A 17,919-nucleotide genomic window follows, 5' to 3' on the forward strand; every position below is an offset into this window, starting at 1 on the left:
TGTGGATGTTGGCGGGATTACGGTTTGACAGTATTCACTCGCTGAGCGAAATCTCTAAAATGCCTGACCACAAAACGCTGCCAGCTCTTTCGCATCCGGGAGGGCGGTCATCGCGCCGCGTGCGGTGGTAGCCAGAGCGCCGCAGGCCAGTGCCTGACGGACAATGTCGCGCCAGACGTTATCCGACGCCATCGGCCAGTTGTTCGCCAGACCGGCCAGCAAACCGGCGACGAACGCATCGCCCGCGCCGGTGGTATCCAGCGCTTTCACTTTGGGTGCCGGATATTGCATCAGCGAAGCATCCTGTTTGCGGTATACCGACACGCCGTCTTTGCCCTGCGTGACCAGCAGCAGCTGTGGATCGTGGCGCTGGCAAAGTCGCAAAATCCCCTCGGAAAGCAGTCGTTCACCGGTGAGATATTCCAGTTCGTCTTCTGAAACCTTGATCACATCGGCCAGTGACAGCGCCTGTTCAAGGCATTCGCGCAGCTGGTTCTCGTCCGGCCATAAATCGTGGCGAATATTCGGGTCAAAACTTACATGCCCGCCGGCGGCCTTAATCTGCGCCATCGCTAAAAACGCCGATGAACGGGAAGGTTCAGCGGACAGTGAAATCGAACACAGATGCAAAAACTGGCCCGCTTTGAACGCCGGAATATCGGTCGATTGCAGGAACAGATCGGCACTCGGACGCACCATGAACGTAAACGAACGCTCGCCGTCGGCGTCGTTTTCCACTACCACGGTGGAGGTACGGTGGTGCGGATCGCGGTGCATAAAGTCGGTGTTGACCGCTTCGTCTTTCAGCGTTTTTCGCAAAAATTCGCCGAAAGGATCACCGCCCACGCGGCCAATAAACGCGCTGTCGCCGCCGAGACGGCTGATGCCCACCGCGACGTTTGCCGGTGCGCCGCCCGGACACTTCAGTAAACGGTCACCTTCTTCGGGGATCAAATCCACCACGGCATCGCCCAGCACCCAAACCCGATTCTTCATCTTCATTCCCTTTTTTAAATTCCAGATAAATTGGTTGTCGATAAAGTAGAAGAACCGGTTTAGCTAATCAAGCACAAACGAATCTTTAAGATTTAGTGACGAATTGCCAGCAAGATCACAATTCCACGTTAAGACCAGAGAACTTGATTGCCTAAAGCAGGGCGAGGTGATTATTGTGCTCAGGAAAACCAGTTTAGCAATTTAGCTAAACGGTTTTACTCATAATAATAAAGCTTCCTCTGAAGGATAAAAATGATGATGAAACCTCGCTATCTGGCTGTTGCTGTTGGACTTATTCTTTCTTCTGCGGCTCAGGGTGCCGACATTTCTGCCAGTGCTATTGAAGCCCGCTTCAATGCCATGGAAAAACGTTTGCAGCAGGCGGAAAGCCGCGCTGCGAAAGCCGAAGCCCGTGCGACCCAGGCAGAACAACAGGTTAAACAACTCGAGACACGCACCGCCAGTAATGAACAGCAAACCCGTCAGGTGGCCAAAACGGCTGAAATTACCCAGCAGCAAACCGCCGACGTGGCTAAACGTACCGAAACATTAGCCAGCAATACCAAAAGCAGTGACAGCGACAACAGCGGGTTTAAATTCACCGGTTACGCGCGTTCCGGCGTAATCATGAATGATTCCGGCACGTCGACCGAAAGCGGCCCTTACGTCACGCCAGCCGGGCAAACCGGCGGTGCGGTGGGGCGTCTGGGTAACGAAAATAACACCTACGTTGAGGTCAATCTCGAGCACAATCAGACGATGGCCAGCGGCGCGACCTCACGCTATAAAGTGATGCTGGCGGACGGGCAGCGCAGTTACAACGACTGGACTGGCGCGACCAGCGATCTGAATATTCGTCAGGCGTTTGTCGAACTCGGTTCGCTGCCGACCTTCACCGGCCCGTGGAAAGACTCGACGCTGTGGGCGGGTAAACGCTTCGACCGCGATAACTTCGATATTCATTTCCTCGATTCCGACATCATTTTCCTCGCCGGTACCGGTGGCGGTATTTATGACGTGAAGTGGAGCGAGAACCTGAAAAGTAACTTCTCGCTTTACGGGCGCAATTTCGACGATCTCGACGATAACAACAACAGCAATGACGACACGCGCATTGAGAACTACATTGTCACAGCGAATAACTATGCCGGACCATTCCAGTGGATGGTCAGCGGACTGCGCGCCAAAAATAATCAGGATCGTGAAAACACCGGCACGCAGGGCGTTACTAATGCGGCGGATACCGGCTTCCATACGATGCTGGCGTACCACGGCGACAGCTTCTACGGCCTGCGCGAAGGGACATCGACCACCGCGCTGCTGTACGGCCATGGTTTAGGGGCAGAGGTTAAAGCGCTCGGCTCGGACGGCCATCTGACCGACGATGCAAGCACCGTGCGACTGGCCACCTACGGCATCACGCCGCTGAGTAAAAACTGGAGTATTGCTCCGGCGATCCTCGCCCAGCAGAGTAAAGACCGTTATGTTTCCGGCGATGATTATCAGTGGCTGACCTTCAATACGCGTCTGATTCAGCAAATCACCGAAAACTTCGAACTGGCCTATGAAGGCAGCTATCAGTACATGGATCTCGATTCGCAGGGCTATAAAGATAACAACAACGTGAAAGGCGGATTCTACAAACTGACGTTCGCACCGACGTTCAAAGTGGGCGATATCAGCGACATGCTGAGCCGTCCGGAAATCCGCTTCTTCGCCAGCTATATGGACTGGAGCCACAAGCTCGACAGCTATTCTTCCAGCGATTCGTTCGGCACGGACGGTTTCACCTCCGGCGGCCAGTGGAACTTCGGGATCCAGATGGAAACCTGGTTCTGATAAACAGGGTTTGAATCACCATGACGCGCCTGAATTGACCGGGCGCTGTCACACAGGGTAAGACAAGGAACATTATGAATATCAATGCAATCGCGACAGAACTGCTCCCTCTACTGGGCGGCAAAGACAATATCGCCAGCGCCGCACACTGCGCGACGCGTCTGCGGCTGGTGCTGGTGGATGATAGCCTGGTCAACAAAAGCGCTATCGAGAAAGTAGAAGGCGTGAAGGGTTGCTTCAGCAACGCCGGGCAGATCCAGATTATTTTTGGCACCGGGCTGGTGAACAAAGTCCACGCTGAGTTCATCAACGTGGCGGGCATCGGTGAATCGAGCAAGTCCGAAGCGGCTAACATTGCGGCGCAAAAACTGAACCCGTTCCAGCGCATCGCGCGCGTGCTGTCGAACATCTTTGTGCCGATCATTCCGGCAATCGTGGCATCCGGCCTGCTGATGGGGCTGCTCGGCATGGTGAAAACCTACGGCTGGGCAAATCCGGAGAGCGCGATTTTTATCATGCTCGACATGTTCAGTTCGGCGGCGTTCATCATTTTACCGATCCTCATCGGTTTCACCGCCGCGCGTGAATTCGGCGGTAACCCGTTCCTCGGCGCGACGCTGGGCGGCATTCTGACGCACCCCGCGCTGACCAACGCCTGGGGCGTCGCCAGCGGTTTCCACACCATGAATTTCTTCGGGCTGGAGATTGCGATGATTGGCTATCAGGGCACGGTATTCCCGGTGCTGCTGGCGGTCTGGTTTATGAGCTTCCTCGAAAAACGTCTGCGCAAATTCATTCCTGATGCGCTGGATCTGATCCTGACGCCGTTTCTCACCGTCATCATCTCCGGCTTTATCGCGTTCCTGATTATCGGCCCGGCCGGTCGCGCGCTCGGCGACGGCATCTCTTTTATCCTCAGCACCTTAATCACTCACGCTGGCTGGGTAGCGGGGCTTATCTTCGGCGGGCTGTATTCGGTTATTGTCATCACCGGGATCCACCACAGCTTTCACGCGATTGAAGCGGGGCTGCTGGGCAACCCGAGCATCGGGGTGAATTTCCTGCTGCCGATCTGGTCGATGGCTAACGTGGCACAGGGAGGTGCCTGTCTGGCGGTATACTTCAAAACCCGCGATGCAAAAATTAAAGCGATTGCCGTGCCGTCTGCCTTCTCGGCCATGTTGGGCATTACCGAAGCGGCGATTTTCGGCATCAACCTGCGCTTTATGAAACCGTTTATCGCCGCCTTAGCCGGTGGTGCGCTGGGTGGCGCGTGGGTGGTGGCGATGCACGTCAACATGACCGCCGTTGGCCTGACGGGTATTCCAGGGCTGGCGATTGTGCAGGCCAGTTCGATGCTCAGCTATCTCATCGGCTTAGTGATTGCCTTCGGCAGCGCATTCCTGCTTTCCCTGCTGCTGAAATACAAAACGGAGAGTGAATAATGTCGGAAGTCAGTTTGCTGAAACAGGCGCTGCGCAGCGTGGTGGCGGGGCAGGTAACCGCTGCCCGCGATCCGTACCGGCCCGGCTGGCACCTCGCGCCGCCGGTCGGTTTGCTCAATGACCCAAACGGATTTGTGCAGCATAACGGGCGCTATCATCTTTTCTATCAGTGGAATCCGCTCGCCTGTGCGCACGGTGCGAAGTTCTGGGGGCACTGGAGCTCGGCGGATTTACTCCACTGGCGGCATGAGCCGCTGACGCTGGCACCGGCGCAAGAGTACGAATCGCACGGCTGTTATTCCGGTTCGGCGGTGGTGGACAACGGCCAGCTGACGCTTATCTATACCGGCAACGTGAAATACCCGGACGGCAGCCGCACGGCCTTTCAGTGCCTGGCGCGTGAAAACGAGCGCGGTGAATTCGATAAAACCGGACCGGTGCTGGATCTTCCCGCCGGTTACACCGGTCACGTGCGTGACCCCAAGGTCTGGCAGCACGAGGGCCAGTGGTACATGGTGCTCGGCGCGCAGGATCTCAGCCTGCAAGGCAAAGTGCTGTTGCTGCGATCCGCCGATTTGCTGGCGTGGGAGATGCTTGGTGAAATCGCCGGTTCAGGCCTCAACGGGCTGGGCGAATTCGGCTACATGTGGGAATGCCCGGATTTGTTTAGTATCACCGGCAGCGACGTGCTGATCTGCTGCCCGCAGGGGTTAGCGGCGCAATCCGATCGCTACCTGAACACCTTCCAGTCCGGCTATTTCGTCGGGCAGCTGGACTACGCGACAGGGCAGTTTTCGCACGGCGATTTCCACGAACTGGATCTCGGGTTCGAGTTTTATGCGCCGCAAACCACGCACACTGACGATGGCCGCCGCCTGCTGATCGGCTGGATGGGCATTCCTGACGGCGATGAGTTTTATCAGCCGACGATTGAGCACGGATGGCTGCACATCATGACCTGTCCGCACGAGCTGACGCTGGAAAACGGTAAAATTATTCAACGCCCGGCGCGCGAACTTCAGCGGTTACGCGGCGAAGAACAGGTCTGGCAGGGTATCGCGCAGGACGCGCCGGTGTGGGACATCACGCGTGCAGAAGTCACTATCGGGACTGAACAACCGTTCAGCGCCGATTTGGGCGGAAATTTGACGCTTGCCTGGGACGGCGAATGGCTGCGGCTGATGCGCAAAAACCGCCGCAGCGGCGAACCGGAGCAGAGGGTCTGGCGCGGCGCGTTACGCCATCTCACTCTGTTGTGCGACAGTTCCAGCGTGGAAATCTTCATTAATGATGGCGATGCGGTGATGTCTTCGCGCTATTTTCCTGCACTGCCGGCACGGTTAACCTTCAGCGGAGACGGGCAGATTGCGCTGCGCCACTGGTCGTTGACGGATTGCGTGTTAGAATAAAAGCCTTTCCGGACAATAGAATATGGCGCAGTGAAAAAGACCAAACGCATCACTATCAGTGGCATAGCCGAACTGGCTGGCGTGTCGAAATCGACTGCCAGCCAGGTGCTTAACGGGCATAGCAAAAAGTTTCGCATCTCTGCCAGCACCCGCGATCGCGTGCTGGCAGTGGCGGCGGAGCAGCATTATCAGCCGAGTATTCACGCCCGTTCTCTCAATGCGGCGCGCAGCTATACGCTGGGGCTGGTGGTACCGGAAATGACCAACTACGGTTTCGCCGCCTGTTCCAACGAGCTGGAAACGTTGTGTCGCGAAAATGGAATGCAACTGCTGATCGCCTGCACGGATGAAAACACCAGTCAGGAAACGATGGTGGTGAACAACCTGATCCAGCGTCAGGTGGATGGCCTGATCGTGGCCTCGAGCATGCTCAATGATGCGGAATACGTCAAAATCAGCCAGCAACTGCCGGTCGTTCTTTTCGACCGACATATGCAGGACACCGAACTGCCGCTGGTGGTTTGTGAGGCCATCGAGTCCTCCGCCGAACTGGTAGCCCGCGTGGCGAAAAATCACTCAGATGAATTCTATTTTCTCGGCGGCCAGCCGCGCATTTCCCCGACGCGTGACCGTCTGGCGGGCTATCAGCTCGGCCTGGAACGTGCCGGTGTGACGCTGAAACCCGAGTGGATTATGTACGGTAATTATCATCCGAGTTCCGGTTACGAGATGTTTGCCAATCTCTGTGCGCGTCTTGGAAGGCCGCCAAAAGCGCTGTACGTGGCGTCTTGCGGGCTGATGGAAGGGGTGTTGCGCTATATGAGCCAGCACAAGCTTTTGGAAAGTGATATCCATCTGTGCAGCTTCGACGACCATTATCTCTACGATTCCCTTTCCGTGAAAATCGATACCGTCGCACAGGATTGCCGCGAACTGGCGATGCACTGTTTTGAGGTGGTGATCGGTCTTATTAATGAGCAGCAGCCGCAGGAACTACGCTGCTATCTCGCGCCGAAGCTGCACTGGCGGCATCCGGCGTCTTCAGAGGCGTGATTTCAGCCCGTCGCCAGGACGGGCTTTCTCTTTCCCTCTTTCTTAACGATAAACCGGCAGTAAATCCACGCTCGACAAAATATGCACCACGGCATTGAGCACACCGAATAACAGTACCAGCGCGATCATTTTATTGCCCCCCCATACGCGATAGCGCGGGCTGCCGAAGCGTTTACGCGATTTACGCGCCATCAGCGCAGGCACAATCACCGCCCAGACCGTGGCCGCCAGACCGGCGAAACCGATGGCATAAATAAATCCATCAGGAACCATCACGCCGCCAATCATCGGCGGGATGAAGGTGACCAGTGCGGTTTTGAAACGACCGGTTTTGCTGTCATCGAATTTGAACAAATCCGCCAGATAATCAAACAAGCCCAACGTCACGCCGAGGAAGGAACAGGCGACGGCGAAATTCGAAAAGAGGGTCAGCAGTAAGTCGAGCCCTTCGCTGTTGAGGATCTGGCTCAGCGACTGCACCAGCACATCAATATTCCCGCCGCGCTCTGCGATGCCGATAAATGCCGGGCGTGGAATATTGCCCATGGTTCCCAGCATCCAGATGATATACAGCCCGAGTGCCATCAGCGTGCCCAGCAGCAGACATTTTTTGATGACCTGCGGGTTCTTGCCGTAATACTTCATCAGGCTCGGCACGTTGCCGTGATAACCAAACGACGCCAGACAAAAAGGCAACGTCGCCAGCACATAGGGCATATAAGTCGGATTGATCTCCACGCTGTTAAGCAGATTCACCGGTTTCACATGCCACAGCAGGCTGCCAAAAGTGAGAAAGAACGCGATGATTTTTGCGCCGAGCACGATGGCGGTCATGCGACTGACTGCACGGGTGCTCAGCCAGACGATAAACGCCACTGCCAGCGCGGTCAGCAAGCCGCCGAGGCGCGGGGAGACGTTCACCGACATTTCACGCATCGTGTGCTGAATAACCGATCCGCTCGCTGAAATATAGGCGTAGGTCAGAATATACAACACGAAAGCGATGGTGAGGCCGTTCAGCCGGTTCCAGCCTTTGCCCAACAAATCGCGGGTGACAGTGTTGAAGCTGGATCCAATCGGGTAGTTCAGATTGGCTTCGAGGATCATCAGCCCTGAATGCAGCATGCAAAACCAGGTAAATACCAGCGCGGCGACTGACCAGAAAAACCAGGCCCCTGACATCACTGCCGGCAGTGAAAACATGCCCGCGCCGATGATGGTGCCACCAATAATCATTGCGCCGCCAAAGACGGAGCGGAGTGGGGCTTCTGTGGAAAGCGTCGCCATAGTGCGGTTCCTCGCGTGGCTTTTATCACGATTCATTTCAAGAATTGCTGTAAAAGAATGGGTGGGTTATGGAGGCAGAAAACGCGCGTTTATCCTGCGGCTCTGACCTTAAGCGCGACAATATAGTGCAAATGGCGATGCATGTACACCATGAACTAGTGTGATAGTACATCAGGACAACACAACCGCTTACCTGATACTCTTGGTCTTGCTATCCGTGCGGATGAGGAGTTGCGTGTGATTCCTCTCCGCACATTGACCCACTTATGAATGAAGAGTCCGACCACGATGAATAAAAAAATGCTTTCCCTCTGCGCGCTGGCCGTGTTCGCCCTCGCGGGTTGTCAGAATCACAAGACTGATGAGAAAAATGACAGCGCGAAAAATGCGGCGACCGTTCAGCAGCCGGACACCTGCAATGCCGGTGCTTTCAGTTCTCTGATCGGCAAAAAAGCTTCTGTCCTCGATACAATGCGTTTCGCCCAGCCGATGCGCCACATCACACCGAACACGGCGGTGACGATGGATTACCGCGCGGAACGTCTCAATATTGAATCTGATGAGAAAGGGGTGATCACCCGTTTGTACTGTTCGTGACCGATCTGCCTGTTTAATAAGCGACTCTTCGGAGTCGCTGCCCAAACTCTCCCATTCCTCATCGGAAAATAGGGTTTACATCACAGATTTCATTACGTTTTCTAATAACAAAAATTAATTTAAACCTGTAATAAAATACAGTGTTGACACTCGGTTTATAACGAGTAGATTAGAACTTAACGCTGGTGAGGAGATGAGTAAGAGATTTATTAACCGGCGTGTATTACCGAGAAGTGAGTATCAAAGTAAGTAAGCAGTAAATAGATGCGATGAAGGCCACGACATATTTTGGATGGGTTCTTCAACACCGGGCTGAAATACTTAGCCACGTGAGAAGAGGATGTCAGGCCCCGAAGTAGAGTACAGCAATCGCATAATGTGGAACACACCGCGATGATGTAAGGCCTTGTTGTTAAGAGTAATGTTCGCGATTGGGTACGTAAGTATGAAATCGAGAATGTCGCGAAGAGAGTAAGGCAACGCATCAAAGAGTATATATCGCGAGGGCGATGTACTCATTAAGTCAACTCTTCAGGAATTGTCTTAATGAAATTAGCAGGATGAAACGCTTATTCCATAAAACTCTAGGAGGACAGCAGTAAATCAGTAACCAATATATCCTGTGAAAAAATGTGCATCATGAGAAGTAGAGTTAAGTAATTAAGTTGATGAATGTTAAATATTAAATTGGTAGTAACCTGAAAGCCCCGGTGATGTATTACTGGGGCTTTCTTCATTTTAGCGCCTGATTAACAACGGTTTATTATTACTGCTCCCCTCATCAGGTTAAATCCAGCATGGCGCTGAGTTCGGCGATCTGCTGCTGCCACTGATCCTGCAAACCGGGTTTCTGATGTTTCGGCTTACGCGCCCGGTCTTTCTCCAGTTTGCCCTCCAGCTCCACCAGCAACGCCAGCAGCCGTTCCTCTTGCGTTTCCTGCACTTTCGCCGCTTCTGGTTTTTGCTCTGCCACGGGCAGGGCAGGAGTCAGTTGCGGAACACCGGCTAAAATCCCATAGACGGATTTCAGATCATGCCATTCCTCCAGCCGCTGATGGTCAATCAGCCAGAACCGGTTACAGCTTTGCTCGATAAATCGCCGGTCGTGCGACACCAGCAATACCGCACCGCTGAAGGTTTTCAGCGTGTCAGCCAGCTCTTCTTTTCCCTCCATATCCAGATGGTTAGTCGGTTCATCGAGCAGTAGCAGTGAGTAGTTCGCCAGCGTCAGGCCGATAAACAGCAGTCGCGAGCGCTCGCCGCCGCTGAGCGTACTGACTTTTTGCTGATGGCGGAGGTAAGAAAAGCCTGCGCCGATCAGTGCCATTTTTCGCTGTTCTTCCGTCAGTGGAGCAAACTGCACCAGCGCGTCGCTCAGGATGTCGTCGTCACGCAGTTGTTGCAGGCTCTGGTCGTAATAACCGGTGCGTACGCGCGGATGAAAGACCACGCCCGGTTCTGCATTTTCCAGATTGCAGAATGCCCGCCACAGCGTATGCAGAAGTGACGATTTACCCCCGCCGTTGCGACCGACCAGCGCGATACGATCGCCACTTTTTACCCGCATTTCGTCCAGCTTAAACAGCACCGGGGCATCCGGCGCAGGGCGGACATGCAGGTCCGACAACGCCAGGACGCGATCTGCCGGTAAGGCTTCACCGTTTAAACGTAGTTTCCACAGATTGCCTGCGGTGACCTCGGTTTGATCTTGCTTCAGCCGGTCGACCTGTTTTTCCATTTGCCTGGCCTTGCGCGCCAGCTTTTCGTTGTCATACACGCTGCCCCAGACCGCCAGCCGTTTGGCGCTTTTCGCCACGCGGTCGATCTCCTTTTGCTCAGATCTGCGGCGCAGCGCATCCGCCGCATCCCTTTCCTCCAGCGCCTGTCGCGCCTGCGTGCAGGGAAGACGAATAAATTGCAGCGTTTTATCGCGCAGGATCCAGGTGCAGTTGGTGACATTGTCCAGCAGGCTGCGGTCGTGGGAGACCAGCACAAAGCTGCCCCCCCAGTTTTTCAGAAACTCTTCGAGCCACAGCAGCGTGGGCAGATCCAGATGGTTGCTCGGTTCATCAAGCAGCAGCAAATCCGGCTGACGGATCAGCGCCCGCGCCAGCAGCAGGCGCGTATGCTGTCCGCCGCTGAGTGTCCCGGCGGTAAGCTCCCACGCTGTTTCATCAAAACCGAGCGTGGCCAGCAGCACTTCCGCCTGCCAACGCTCCGGCTGATCCAGGCTTTCCGGCAAATGGCTGAACACTGCGTCAATCAGCGAACATTCCGCCAGTTCGGCGGGAAGATGCTGTTCGATGCGCGCCATCAGGCACTGGCTGGACAGGGTGACGGTGCCGGAACTGGCCGCCAGACTGCCGCTGAGGATTTTCAGCAAGGTACTTTTGCCGCAGCCGTTGTGGCCGATAAGCCCGATACGGTCGCCTTTTTTCAGGCCGAAGGATATTTCAGCCAGCAAAGGGCCGAAGGCAGTGTCGAAAGAGACAGATTGCGCAGAAAGTAATGTGTTTGGAGATAGGGTCATGATGCTTACTCAAGGTTTACAGGCATAAGAATGCCTCTCGTCAATAAAGCCGACGATAACCGGTAAGCCGGAGGGAAGTTCTCAGATTGTCAGTTAGCTTCGCTCAAGCAGGTTATCGCAGCACGATACCGGTAACGCTTGAGCAATGACGATCGCTAAGGACGAGTGAAGTTAAAAACAATTCACGGGTCAGCATGGCAATCCTCCTTATATAAATTTGGTGAATGAATGAGCTGATTATATTGGGGAATGTGCGTTTTTGCCAGTGGGGGAATTTCCCCCGCCGGTTAAACCGCCACCTCATTCTCCAGTTTCTGGCGTTTACGCAGACCGGGGAACCACGTCATCCACAGGCCGACGACGATCAGTGTTCCGACGCCGCCGATGGCTGCGGCGGGCACCGCGCCGAGCCAAGCGGCCATCAGACCAGATTCGAATTCGCCGAGCTGATTGGAGGTGTTGATGAAGATCGAGTTCACCGCACTGACGCGGCCACGCATATCGTCAGGCGTATCGAGCTGTACCAGCGCACCGCGGATCACCATGCTGACCATGTCAAAACCGCCAAGGGCGAACAGCGCCAGCATCGACAGCCAGGGGGACGTCGAGAAGGCGAAGACCAGTGTTGCGGCACCAAAACCGGCGACGGAGGCGAACATAATTTTGCCGACGTTGCGGTTCAGCGCGCGGTGGCTCAGCCAGAACCCGACGATCAACCCGCCGACCGCAGGCGCGCCGCGTAGTAAACCTAATCCCCATGGACCGGTGTGCAGAATATCGTGGGCGAAGATCGGCAGCAGGGCGGTCGCGCCGCCAAGAAGAACGGCGAACAGGTCGAGAGAAATCACGCCCAGCACGTCCGGTCGGTTGCGAATAAACCCGATACCGGCGAACAGCGTTTTAAAGGTCGCGGGCACGCGGCGCGGCGGGGTGTGCTCATAGCGCAACCGGCTGACCATCACGATGGAGAGCAGATACAGCGCCGCACACGCCGAGTAGGCCACACCGGCGCCTGCAACATACAGGAAACCGCCGAGCGCCGGGCCGACCATCGCTGCCGCCTGGCCGGAGACACTGTTAGCCGCCATCGCACGCGCCAGCAAATGCGGCGGCACCAGCGCAGGGAGCATCGACTGCAATGACGGCGCTTCCATTGCTTTGGCGGTGGAAATAATAAATATCAGGCTGAGGATCACCACTTCGTTAACGTGATGGGTCAGCGTCAGATACGCCAGCGCAGCAATCGCCACCCATTCAGCGATTTGCCCTAGCAGCACCACGCGGCGGCGGTCGAACTGATCCGCCACATGACCGGCCACCAGCGCCAGCAGGACGGAAGGCAAAAACTGCACCAGCCCGATCAGCCCAAGATCAAACGCCCGGCCTGTTATCGAATATATCTGCCAGCTGACGACAATCGACAGCATCTGAAAACCAAAACTGGACGACGCACGGGCTATCCAGAATGCAACAAATGAGCGGTGCTGTAACAGCGAGTCCGAATTCACGGAGGGTGATAACATGGTAAATCCCTGAAAGAATAAATTATGCTGCCGCGTCTGTTTTGTACTGTGCTACAAACTAGCCCGGCAATTATTGGGGATGCAAATAATTAACAAAGTGACGGGCTGTTTCTTGCATCCGATGAAAGCAGGTTTATCGCCGGTGCAGAGCTTTGTACCGATGGCGGAATGAGTCAGATCTCAATGCAAAACGACCTCCGCAGAGGTCGTTATCAAAACACTTATTCGTGATTAAAACATGGTTTACCAGCGCAGCTCACGTCCGGAATACTCAACGAAATGATGTCCGCCTTTGCCACGCCATTTTTCGAACACATCGGCGATGCCGGTGGTGCTTTGCTCTATGGTCAGCGTGGCATTCTCGCCGCCCATGTCGGTTTGCACCCAGCCCGGATGGACAGATAACAGCGTCTGACCGTGCTTATCGGTTTCTTCCTTCAGCGGACGAGTCAGCATATTCAGCGCCGCTTTACTGGCGGAGTAGAGCGGATAGGTGGCAACTTCGTTTTCGTTCAGGCTGGCCAACTCGGAAGTCATTAGCGCCAGTACGCCGGTTTTCGGTTTGAGCAGCGGGAGCAGCTCCGTCGCGCAGCGCACCGGCGAGAAGGTGTTGGTCATGAACAGTCTGACAATCTCGTCGTCACTGGCCTGATTCACATCCTGGCTGGCCGGGCCGAATGCGCCTGCATTAATAAAAATCAGGTCGAATGTGCTTTCTGAAAGCGCGTCTTTCACCGCTTTACGCTGGTCGGGATTATTAATGTCAAGTTTCACCCACTCAGCCGATTCTGGGCTGCCCGCCGGTACGGCATCACGGGTGGTCGCCGTCACCTGCCAGCCACGTTCCGTCAATACGCTCACTACGCCTAAACCGATACCGCGTGATGCGCCAATGATGAGTGCTTTTGATGAGTCAGTCATAGTCGTCCTTATTGTATGAGGAATTTTTCTGAGAATCGTTCCTACCCTAGCAGCTAAGCGTAGACCCTGAGCGGCAAAACGTAGCAAAAAAGCCCCTTATATTGCTGCGTGAATATCGCGAAAAATCCCACTTCATCAATAAATTTGTGAAATAGTTTCAATGCGAATAGATAATGATTTGTAATGAGTTTTTGGCATTTTTTGCTAAAACGTCTGCGTAATTTTCGGCAGCGCAGAGGAAATTTCCCGTTTTATGGCTAACCTTATTTAAGCTGATGTCAGCTTTTATATTTAATTCTGGCTTTAGCGGTGGTTCTTAGGAGTTCAACGTACCTGATTTGCATTTTGCTAACGAAAAGTCTGGTAATAAATGGAGATGTCAAAATGATTGAAAACCCAACCCCTGCACCGGGTCATTACAATAATACCGTGGTCGAACCGGTGAACAATGTTCCACTGAAACGTATTTCATGGAGCGCGATTTTTGCGGGTGTCATTATTTCGATGGTGGTTTATTTACTGCTGTCGATATTGGGCACGGCCGTGGGTGCAAGTACGATTGACCCGCTTAAAGAGCAAAATCCTCTGGACGGTCTGGGCATGGGCGCCGCAATCTGGACTGGCGCCAGTATGTTGATTTCTATTGCTGCCGGTGCGTACGCCAGCGGACGTCTGGCCCAGCGCGAAGGTGCGTTGCACGGCCTGCTGATGTTCGGGGTGAATACGCTGATTTGCGCCTGGTTCCTGCTGGTGGTCGTGAATAACGCCATGAGCGGTGCAATGAGCGTGGTGGGTTCCGGGTTACAAACGTTAGGTAGCGGAATATCCGCCGCCGCGCCGCCGGTGACTCAGATGGTAAAAGAAAAACTGGGCGAGAATAATATTAATCTCGACAGTTTGCAGAATGAACTTGAAACGACGCTGCGTCAGACCGGCAAGCCGGAATTACAGCCAGAGAATCTGCAAAATAAAGCCGAAGGTGAGGCGAATAATGCGCAGGCTCAGGCCAATGATACGGCTAACCATCCTCAAACCGCCGATGCGGATCTGACCAACTTTATTAAAGGTCTGATCTCACGCAATGAAGCGACATTCCAGGCCGCTGACCGCGATGCACTGAAAAATATCATCAAAGCGCGTACCGGGAAAAGCGATCAGGAAGTCGATCAGATTGTCAGCCAGGCTGAACAAACCTATCAGCAGGCCCGTGCGAAATACGAAGAACTGAAAAAGCAGGCCGAGCAGAAAGCCCGTGAAGCCGGTGAGAAAGCGGCCGCTGCAACCGCCAAAGCCAGCTGGTTCACCTTCTTTATGTTGATCGTCGAAGCCGTTCTGGCCGGTGCCATGGGCATGTTGGGTCGTCGTACTCAACCTGAACCGGTGTTCACGCATCAGCGTCATTAATCATTAAGTCAGTAAATCATCAAGGGGAGATAGCGATATCTCCCCTTTTTTTATGTCATTCCGGTCTTCCGGTAGCGACCAGCTGGATGATCACCCGCGCCACGGACGCCGACGCCTTTATTCAGGACGGAAAGCTGGATGTGGTCTTTTTTGCCCGCACGCTGCTAACTCATCCGCACTGGCCATTCCTGGCCGCGCGCGAGCTGAACGTCAGCCAACCGGAAACCGTACTCCCCGTGCCTTATGCCTACTGGTTGCAGAACTCAGCCGGGTGATACAGGCAGGAAAACCGCCGTTGGACTGAGCGAACTCGACGCTGTTTTATCGCAACTTACCGTTCACGGTGGTCGCATGGAATGTGCGATGAAGCGCTAAATTTCAAACGGGCTGGAGAGACTTTCTGCCAGCCCCTGATGTGTCATTATAAGTTCTGGTTCTCGCTGCCGATTTTCACATTGCCACCCCCATAGGCAATGGGTAATGTTGTGGTTTCGAACAACTCCCTCAGGTGAATAAAGCATGATCACCCTTAAATGGTTCAGCATCGCGTTTGTCTGCATTTTGCTGCTGTCGTTTGGTTACAGCTATGCCAAAGCGACGCAAACCAAAGAAGCACCGGCGCAAAACTGGTCGACGGCGCGACGTGATTCCGCCGGGATTGCACCGGATCCGGTGAAATTTAAAAGTACCGCCATTGTGCAGATTTATGCCGCGCCGACCTACGGCTGGCGCGGGCTGGTAGCGGTACATCCGTGGATTATTTTCAAGCGGGAAGGGGAAACACAGTTTACCCGTTACGACGTGATCAGCTGGGGCAGCACCAATGTTGTACGTCGTGACTACGCAATCCCGGACGGTTACTGGTTTGGTTCACGACCAAGAAAGCTTGTCGATCACCGTGGTGCACAAGCTCAGGCGATGATCCCGCAAATTGAAGCGGCCATCAAAAATTACCCTTACCCGCAGACCTACCACGCGTGGCCGGGGCCGAACAGCAACACCTTTATGGCGCATATTGGCCGCGAAGTGCCGGATCTGCAGCTGGACCTGCCGTCGAATGCCATTGGTAAAGATTACCGCGGGATAACGAATCCGATCGGTTTACCGCCGTCAGGGCGCGGGGTGCAGGTCTCCGTACTGGGGCTGCTGGGGGTGACACTGGGTGTCGAAGAGGGAGTTGAAGTCAATGTGCTGGGGCTGAACCTCGGTGTGGATATCAAATCTCCCGCACTGCGCTTACCCTTCATTGGCCGTGTAGGATTCGATAATCCCGGAGCTGCTGAACTCTGAGCTGATAAGCACTGAGATCGCAGGAAACAAAAGGGCGCTTTCCTTACGGTAAGCGCCCTTTTGGTATAACCAGTAATCGTATTACTGGAAATAGATATCGCCCGATTCGGCTTTAAGGATTTTGCCGTCAGTATCGGTAATCATCGCGTAGTTGCCGCCGATGTAGGTCCAGTGGGTACCCGCGTCCGGCGCAGGCAGGTGACGCTGCTGCCAGTCAATAATTTCATAGGGCTTAGTGCGGTACATACCTGGCACGGCGTCGCCAATTTTATATTCGGTAGAATCGTCAAAGAACGATTGGATTTCATGAGACGTAGTGGCCGCTGATGCGGTGTGAGCAACCGTCATCAGGGAGGTCATAACCAGAGCTGACAACATAATAATTTTTGAATGACGCATAATGTTTCCCGTTCAACACCATCAACATAACGCCCGCTGCCATTCCCTTGTCATTGCAACGAAGCCTGTTCTTTTCAGATAGGTCAGGATGATAACGACAAACGGCCTGACAGGAGGGGCGAATAATTGTGTCGAAATGCAAATGATTGAAAGGGTTTCCCTTACTGCGGGAGGGCGTTCCAGCAAACTCAGAAATATCCTTAATGCATCATGCCCCGCGTAATTTGTCCTACCCTTAGGGTTCCTTCATACGTTTTCAGACAAGGAGCTTGTGTATGAACAGCAAAAAAACCATCCCCGTTTCCCTTAACGATCCGCGCGTAGACACCTTCCCGACTCCGCCTTTTGAACAGCAGAAACAGCCGTTCCCCGGCCTGGTCAGCAAGATGATCCCGGTGCCCGATCACGGCGAAACGTCGTATAAAGGGAGTTCACGTCTGAAGGGGCGCAAGGCGCTGGTGACCGGCGGGGATTCCGGTATCGGCAGAGCGGTGGCGATTGCTTTCGCCCGCGAAGGCGCAGATGTTGCGATCAATTACCTGCCGGATGAAGAGCCGGATGCGCAAGATGTGGTGAACCTTCTGAGTAAAGAAGGCCATAAAATTGTAGCGATCCCCGGTGATATTCGCGATGAGAAATTCTGTCAGCGTCTGGTGAAAGATGCCGCTGAGCAACTCGGCGGGCTGGATCTGCTGGTCAACAATGCCGGTCGTCAGCAGTTTTGTAACTCGATTAAAGATCTGACTACTGAAGCCTTTGATGCCACGTTTAAAACTAATGTGTATGCGATGTTCTGGATAACCAAAGCTGCACTGGAATATCTGCCGCGTGGCAGCTCAATCATTAATACTTCTTCAGTACAGGCCTTTTTGCCGAGCGACAACCTGCTCGACTATTCGCAAACCAAAGCTTCGATCGTTGCCTTTACCAAAGGCCTGGCCAAGCAGCTGGCACCGGAAGGTATTCGCGTGAACTCTGTCGCACCGGGGCCTTACTGGACCGTTCTGCAAACCTCCGGCGGTCAGCCGCAGGAAAAAGTCGAGAAATTTGGTGAGCAGGCGCCGCTGGGTCGTCCGGGACAACCTGCCGAAATTGCGGGAATGTACGTGGCGTTAGCCTCGAATGAAAACAGCTACACCTCAGGTCAGGTGTGGTGTTCCGATGGCGGTACCGGCACGCTCTGATATCTTTGCGTGCCTGCTTCATCCTAATAAATAAGACACTCC

The 17,919-nt window shown here is 54.3% G+C and carries 15 protein-coding genes; 9 read left to right on the forward strand and 6 right to left on the reverse strand.

Annotated features, from left to right (window positions below; translation table 11 throughout):
- Positions 1 to 54: 54 nt before the first annotated feature.
- Complete coding sequence (locus I2123_RS22065; protein ID WP_213052772.1) at positions 55 to 996, reverse strand: aminoimidazole riboside kinase; 942 nt, start codon at positions 994 to 996, stop codon at positions 55 to 57.
- 252 nt (positions 997 to 1,248) lie between these two features.
- On the opposite strand from I2123_RS22065, the gene I2123_RS22070 reads away from it, so the two are divergent.
- The 4 genes from I2123_RS22070 (at position 1,249) to I2123_RS22085 (ending at position 6,742) form a co-directional block, all read left to right on the forward strand.
- Positions 1,249 to 2,835, forward strand: a complete 1,587-nt coding sequence (locus I2123_RS22070) for a carbohydrate porin (protein WP_213052773.1) — start codon at positions 1,249 to 1,251, stop codon at positions 2,833 to 2,835.
- Positions 2,836 to 2,909: 74 nt separating this feature from the next.
- The gene (locus I2123_RS22075; protein WP_213052774.1) at positions 2,910 to 4,280 is read left to right on the forward strand and encodes a sucrose-specific PTS transporter subunit IIBC; all 1,371 of its coding nucleotides are present in this window, start codon (positions 2,910 to 2,912) and stop codon (positions 4,278 to 4,280) included.
- On the forward strand, positions 4,280 to 5,689 hold the full coding sequence (locus tag I2123_RS22080) for a sucrose-6-phosphate hydrolase (RefSeq protein ID WP_213052775.1): 1,410 nt from the start codon (positions 4,280 to 4,282) through the stop codon (positions 5,687 to 5,689). Before I2123_RS22075 ends, I2123_RS22080 begins: the two co-directional genes overlap by 1 nt.
- 30 nt (positions 5,690 to 5,719) lie before the next feature.
- A complete protein-coding gene (locus I2123_RS22085) occupies positions 5,720 to 6,742 on the forward strand; it encodes a LacI family DNA-binding transcriptional regulator (protein WP_213052776.1) in 1,023 nt (340 codons plus the stop codon).
- A 42-nt stretch (positions 6,743 to 6,784) separates the two neighbouring features.
- On the opposite strand, the gene mtr is transcribed toward I2123_RS22085, so the two are convergent.
- Positions 6,785 to 8,029, reverse strand: coding sequence for a tryptophan permease (mtr, locus tag I2123_RS22090; RefSeq protein WP_213052777.1), 1,245 nt, complete (start codon positions 8,027 to 8,029; stop codon positions 6,785 to 6,787).
- 288 nt (positions 8,030 to 8,317) lie between these two features.
- Here mtr and I2123_RS22095 point away from each other — a divergent pair, with 288 nt between their 5' ends.
- On the forward strand, positions 8,318 to 8,626 hold the full coding sequence (locus I2123_RS22095; RefSeq protein ID WP_213052778.1) for an I78 family peptidase inhibitor: 309 nt from the start codon (positions 8,318 to 8,320) through the stop codon (positions 8,624 to 8,626).
- A 781-nt stretch (positions 8,627 to 9,407) separates the two neighbouring features.
- Here I2123_RS22095 and I2123_RS22100 read toward each other — a convergent pair.
- From I2123_RS22100 to I2123_RS22110, 3 genes are all read right to left on the reverse strand, one after another.
- The gene (locus tag I2123_RS22100) at positions 9,408 to 11,156 is read right to left on the reverse strand and encodes an ABC-F family ATP-binding cassette domain-containing protein (RefSeq protein WP_213052779.1); all 1,749 of its coding nucleotides are present in this window, start codon (positions 11,154 to 11,156) and stop codon (positions 9,408 to 9,410) included.
- A gap of 287 nt (positions 11,157 to 11,443) precedes the next feature.
- Entirely contained in the window at positions 11,444 to 12,679 is a 1,236-nt protein-coding gene (locus I2123_RS22105) for an MFS transporter (RefSeq protein ID WP_213052780.1), read from the reverse strand.
- A 243-nt stretch (positions 12,680 to 12,922) separates the two neighbouring features.
- On the reverse strand, positions 12,923 to 13,600 hold the full coding sequence (locus I2123_RS22110) for an SDR family oxidoreductase (protein WP_213052781.1): 678 nt from the start codon (positions 13,598 to 13,600) through the stop codon (positions 12,923 to 12,925).
- 384 nt (positions 13,601 to 13,984) lie between these two features.
- Between I2123_RS22110 and I2123_RS22115 the strand changes: the two genes are divergently transcribed.
- From I2123_RS22115 to I2123_RS22125, 3 genes are all read left to right on the forward strand, one after another.
- Positions 13,985 to 15,004: a hypothetical protein gene (locus I2123_RS22115; protein WP_244207819.1), complete on the forward strand. Its 1,020-nt coding sequence runs from the start codon at positions 13,985 to 13,987 to the stop codon at positions 15,002 to 15,004.
- An 86-nt stretch (positions 15,005 to 15,090) separates the two neighbouring features.
- Positions 15,091 to 15,279: a hypothetical protein gene (locus tag I2123_RS22120; protein WP_244879945.1), complete on the forward strand. Its 189-nt coding sequence runs from the start codon at positions 15,091 to 15,093 to the stop codon at positions 15,277 to 15,279.
- Between the two features lie 244 nt (positions 15,280 to 15,523).
- A complete protein-coding gene (locus I2123_RS22125) occupies positions 15,524 to 16,294 on the forward strand; it encodes a DUF3750 domain-containing protein (RefSeq protein WP_213052782.1) in 771 nt (256 codons plus the stop codon).
- Between the two features lie 81 nt (positions 16,295 to 16,375).
- Here I2123_RS22125 and I2123_RS22130 read toward each other — a convergent pair whose 3' ends face one another.
- On the reverse strand, positions 16,376 to 16,693 hold the full coding sequence (locus tag I2123_RS22130) for an RcnB family protein (RefSeq protein WP_112167838.1): 318 nt from the start codon (positions 16,691 to 16,693) through the stop codon (positions 16,376 to 16,378).
- 275 nt (positions 16,694 to 16,968) lie between these two features.
- On the opposite strand from I2123_RS22130, the gene I2123_RS22135 reads away from it, so the two are divergent.
- Positions 16,969 to 17,877, forward strand: coding sequence for an SDR family oxidoreductase (locus tag I2123_RS22135; protein ID WP_213052783.1), 909 nt, complete (start codon positions 16,969 to 16,971; stop codon positions 17,875 to 17,877).
- The last annotated feature ends 42 nt before the right edge of the window (positions 17,878 to 17,919 follow it).

Origin of the sequence: Rahnella inusitata, assembly GCF_018288855.1 — a bacterium.
Classification (GTDB): Bacteria; Pseudomonadota; Gammaproteobacteria; order Enterobacterales; family Enterobacteriaceae; genus Rahnella; species Rahnella inusitata.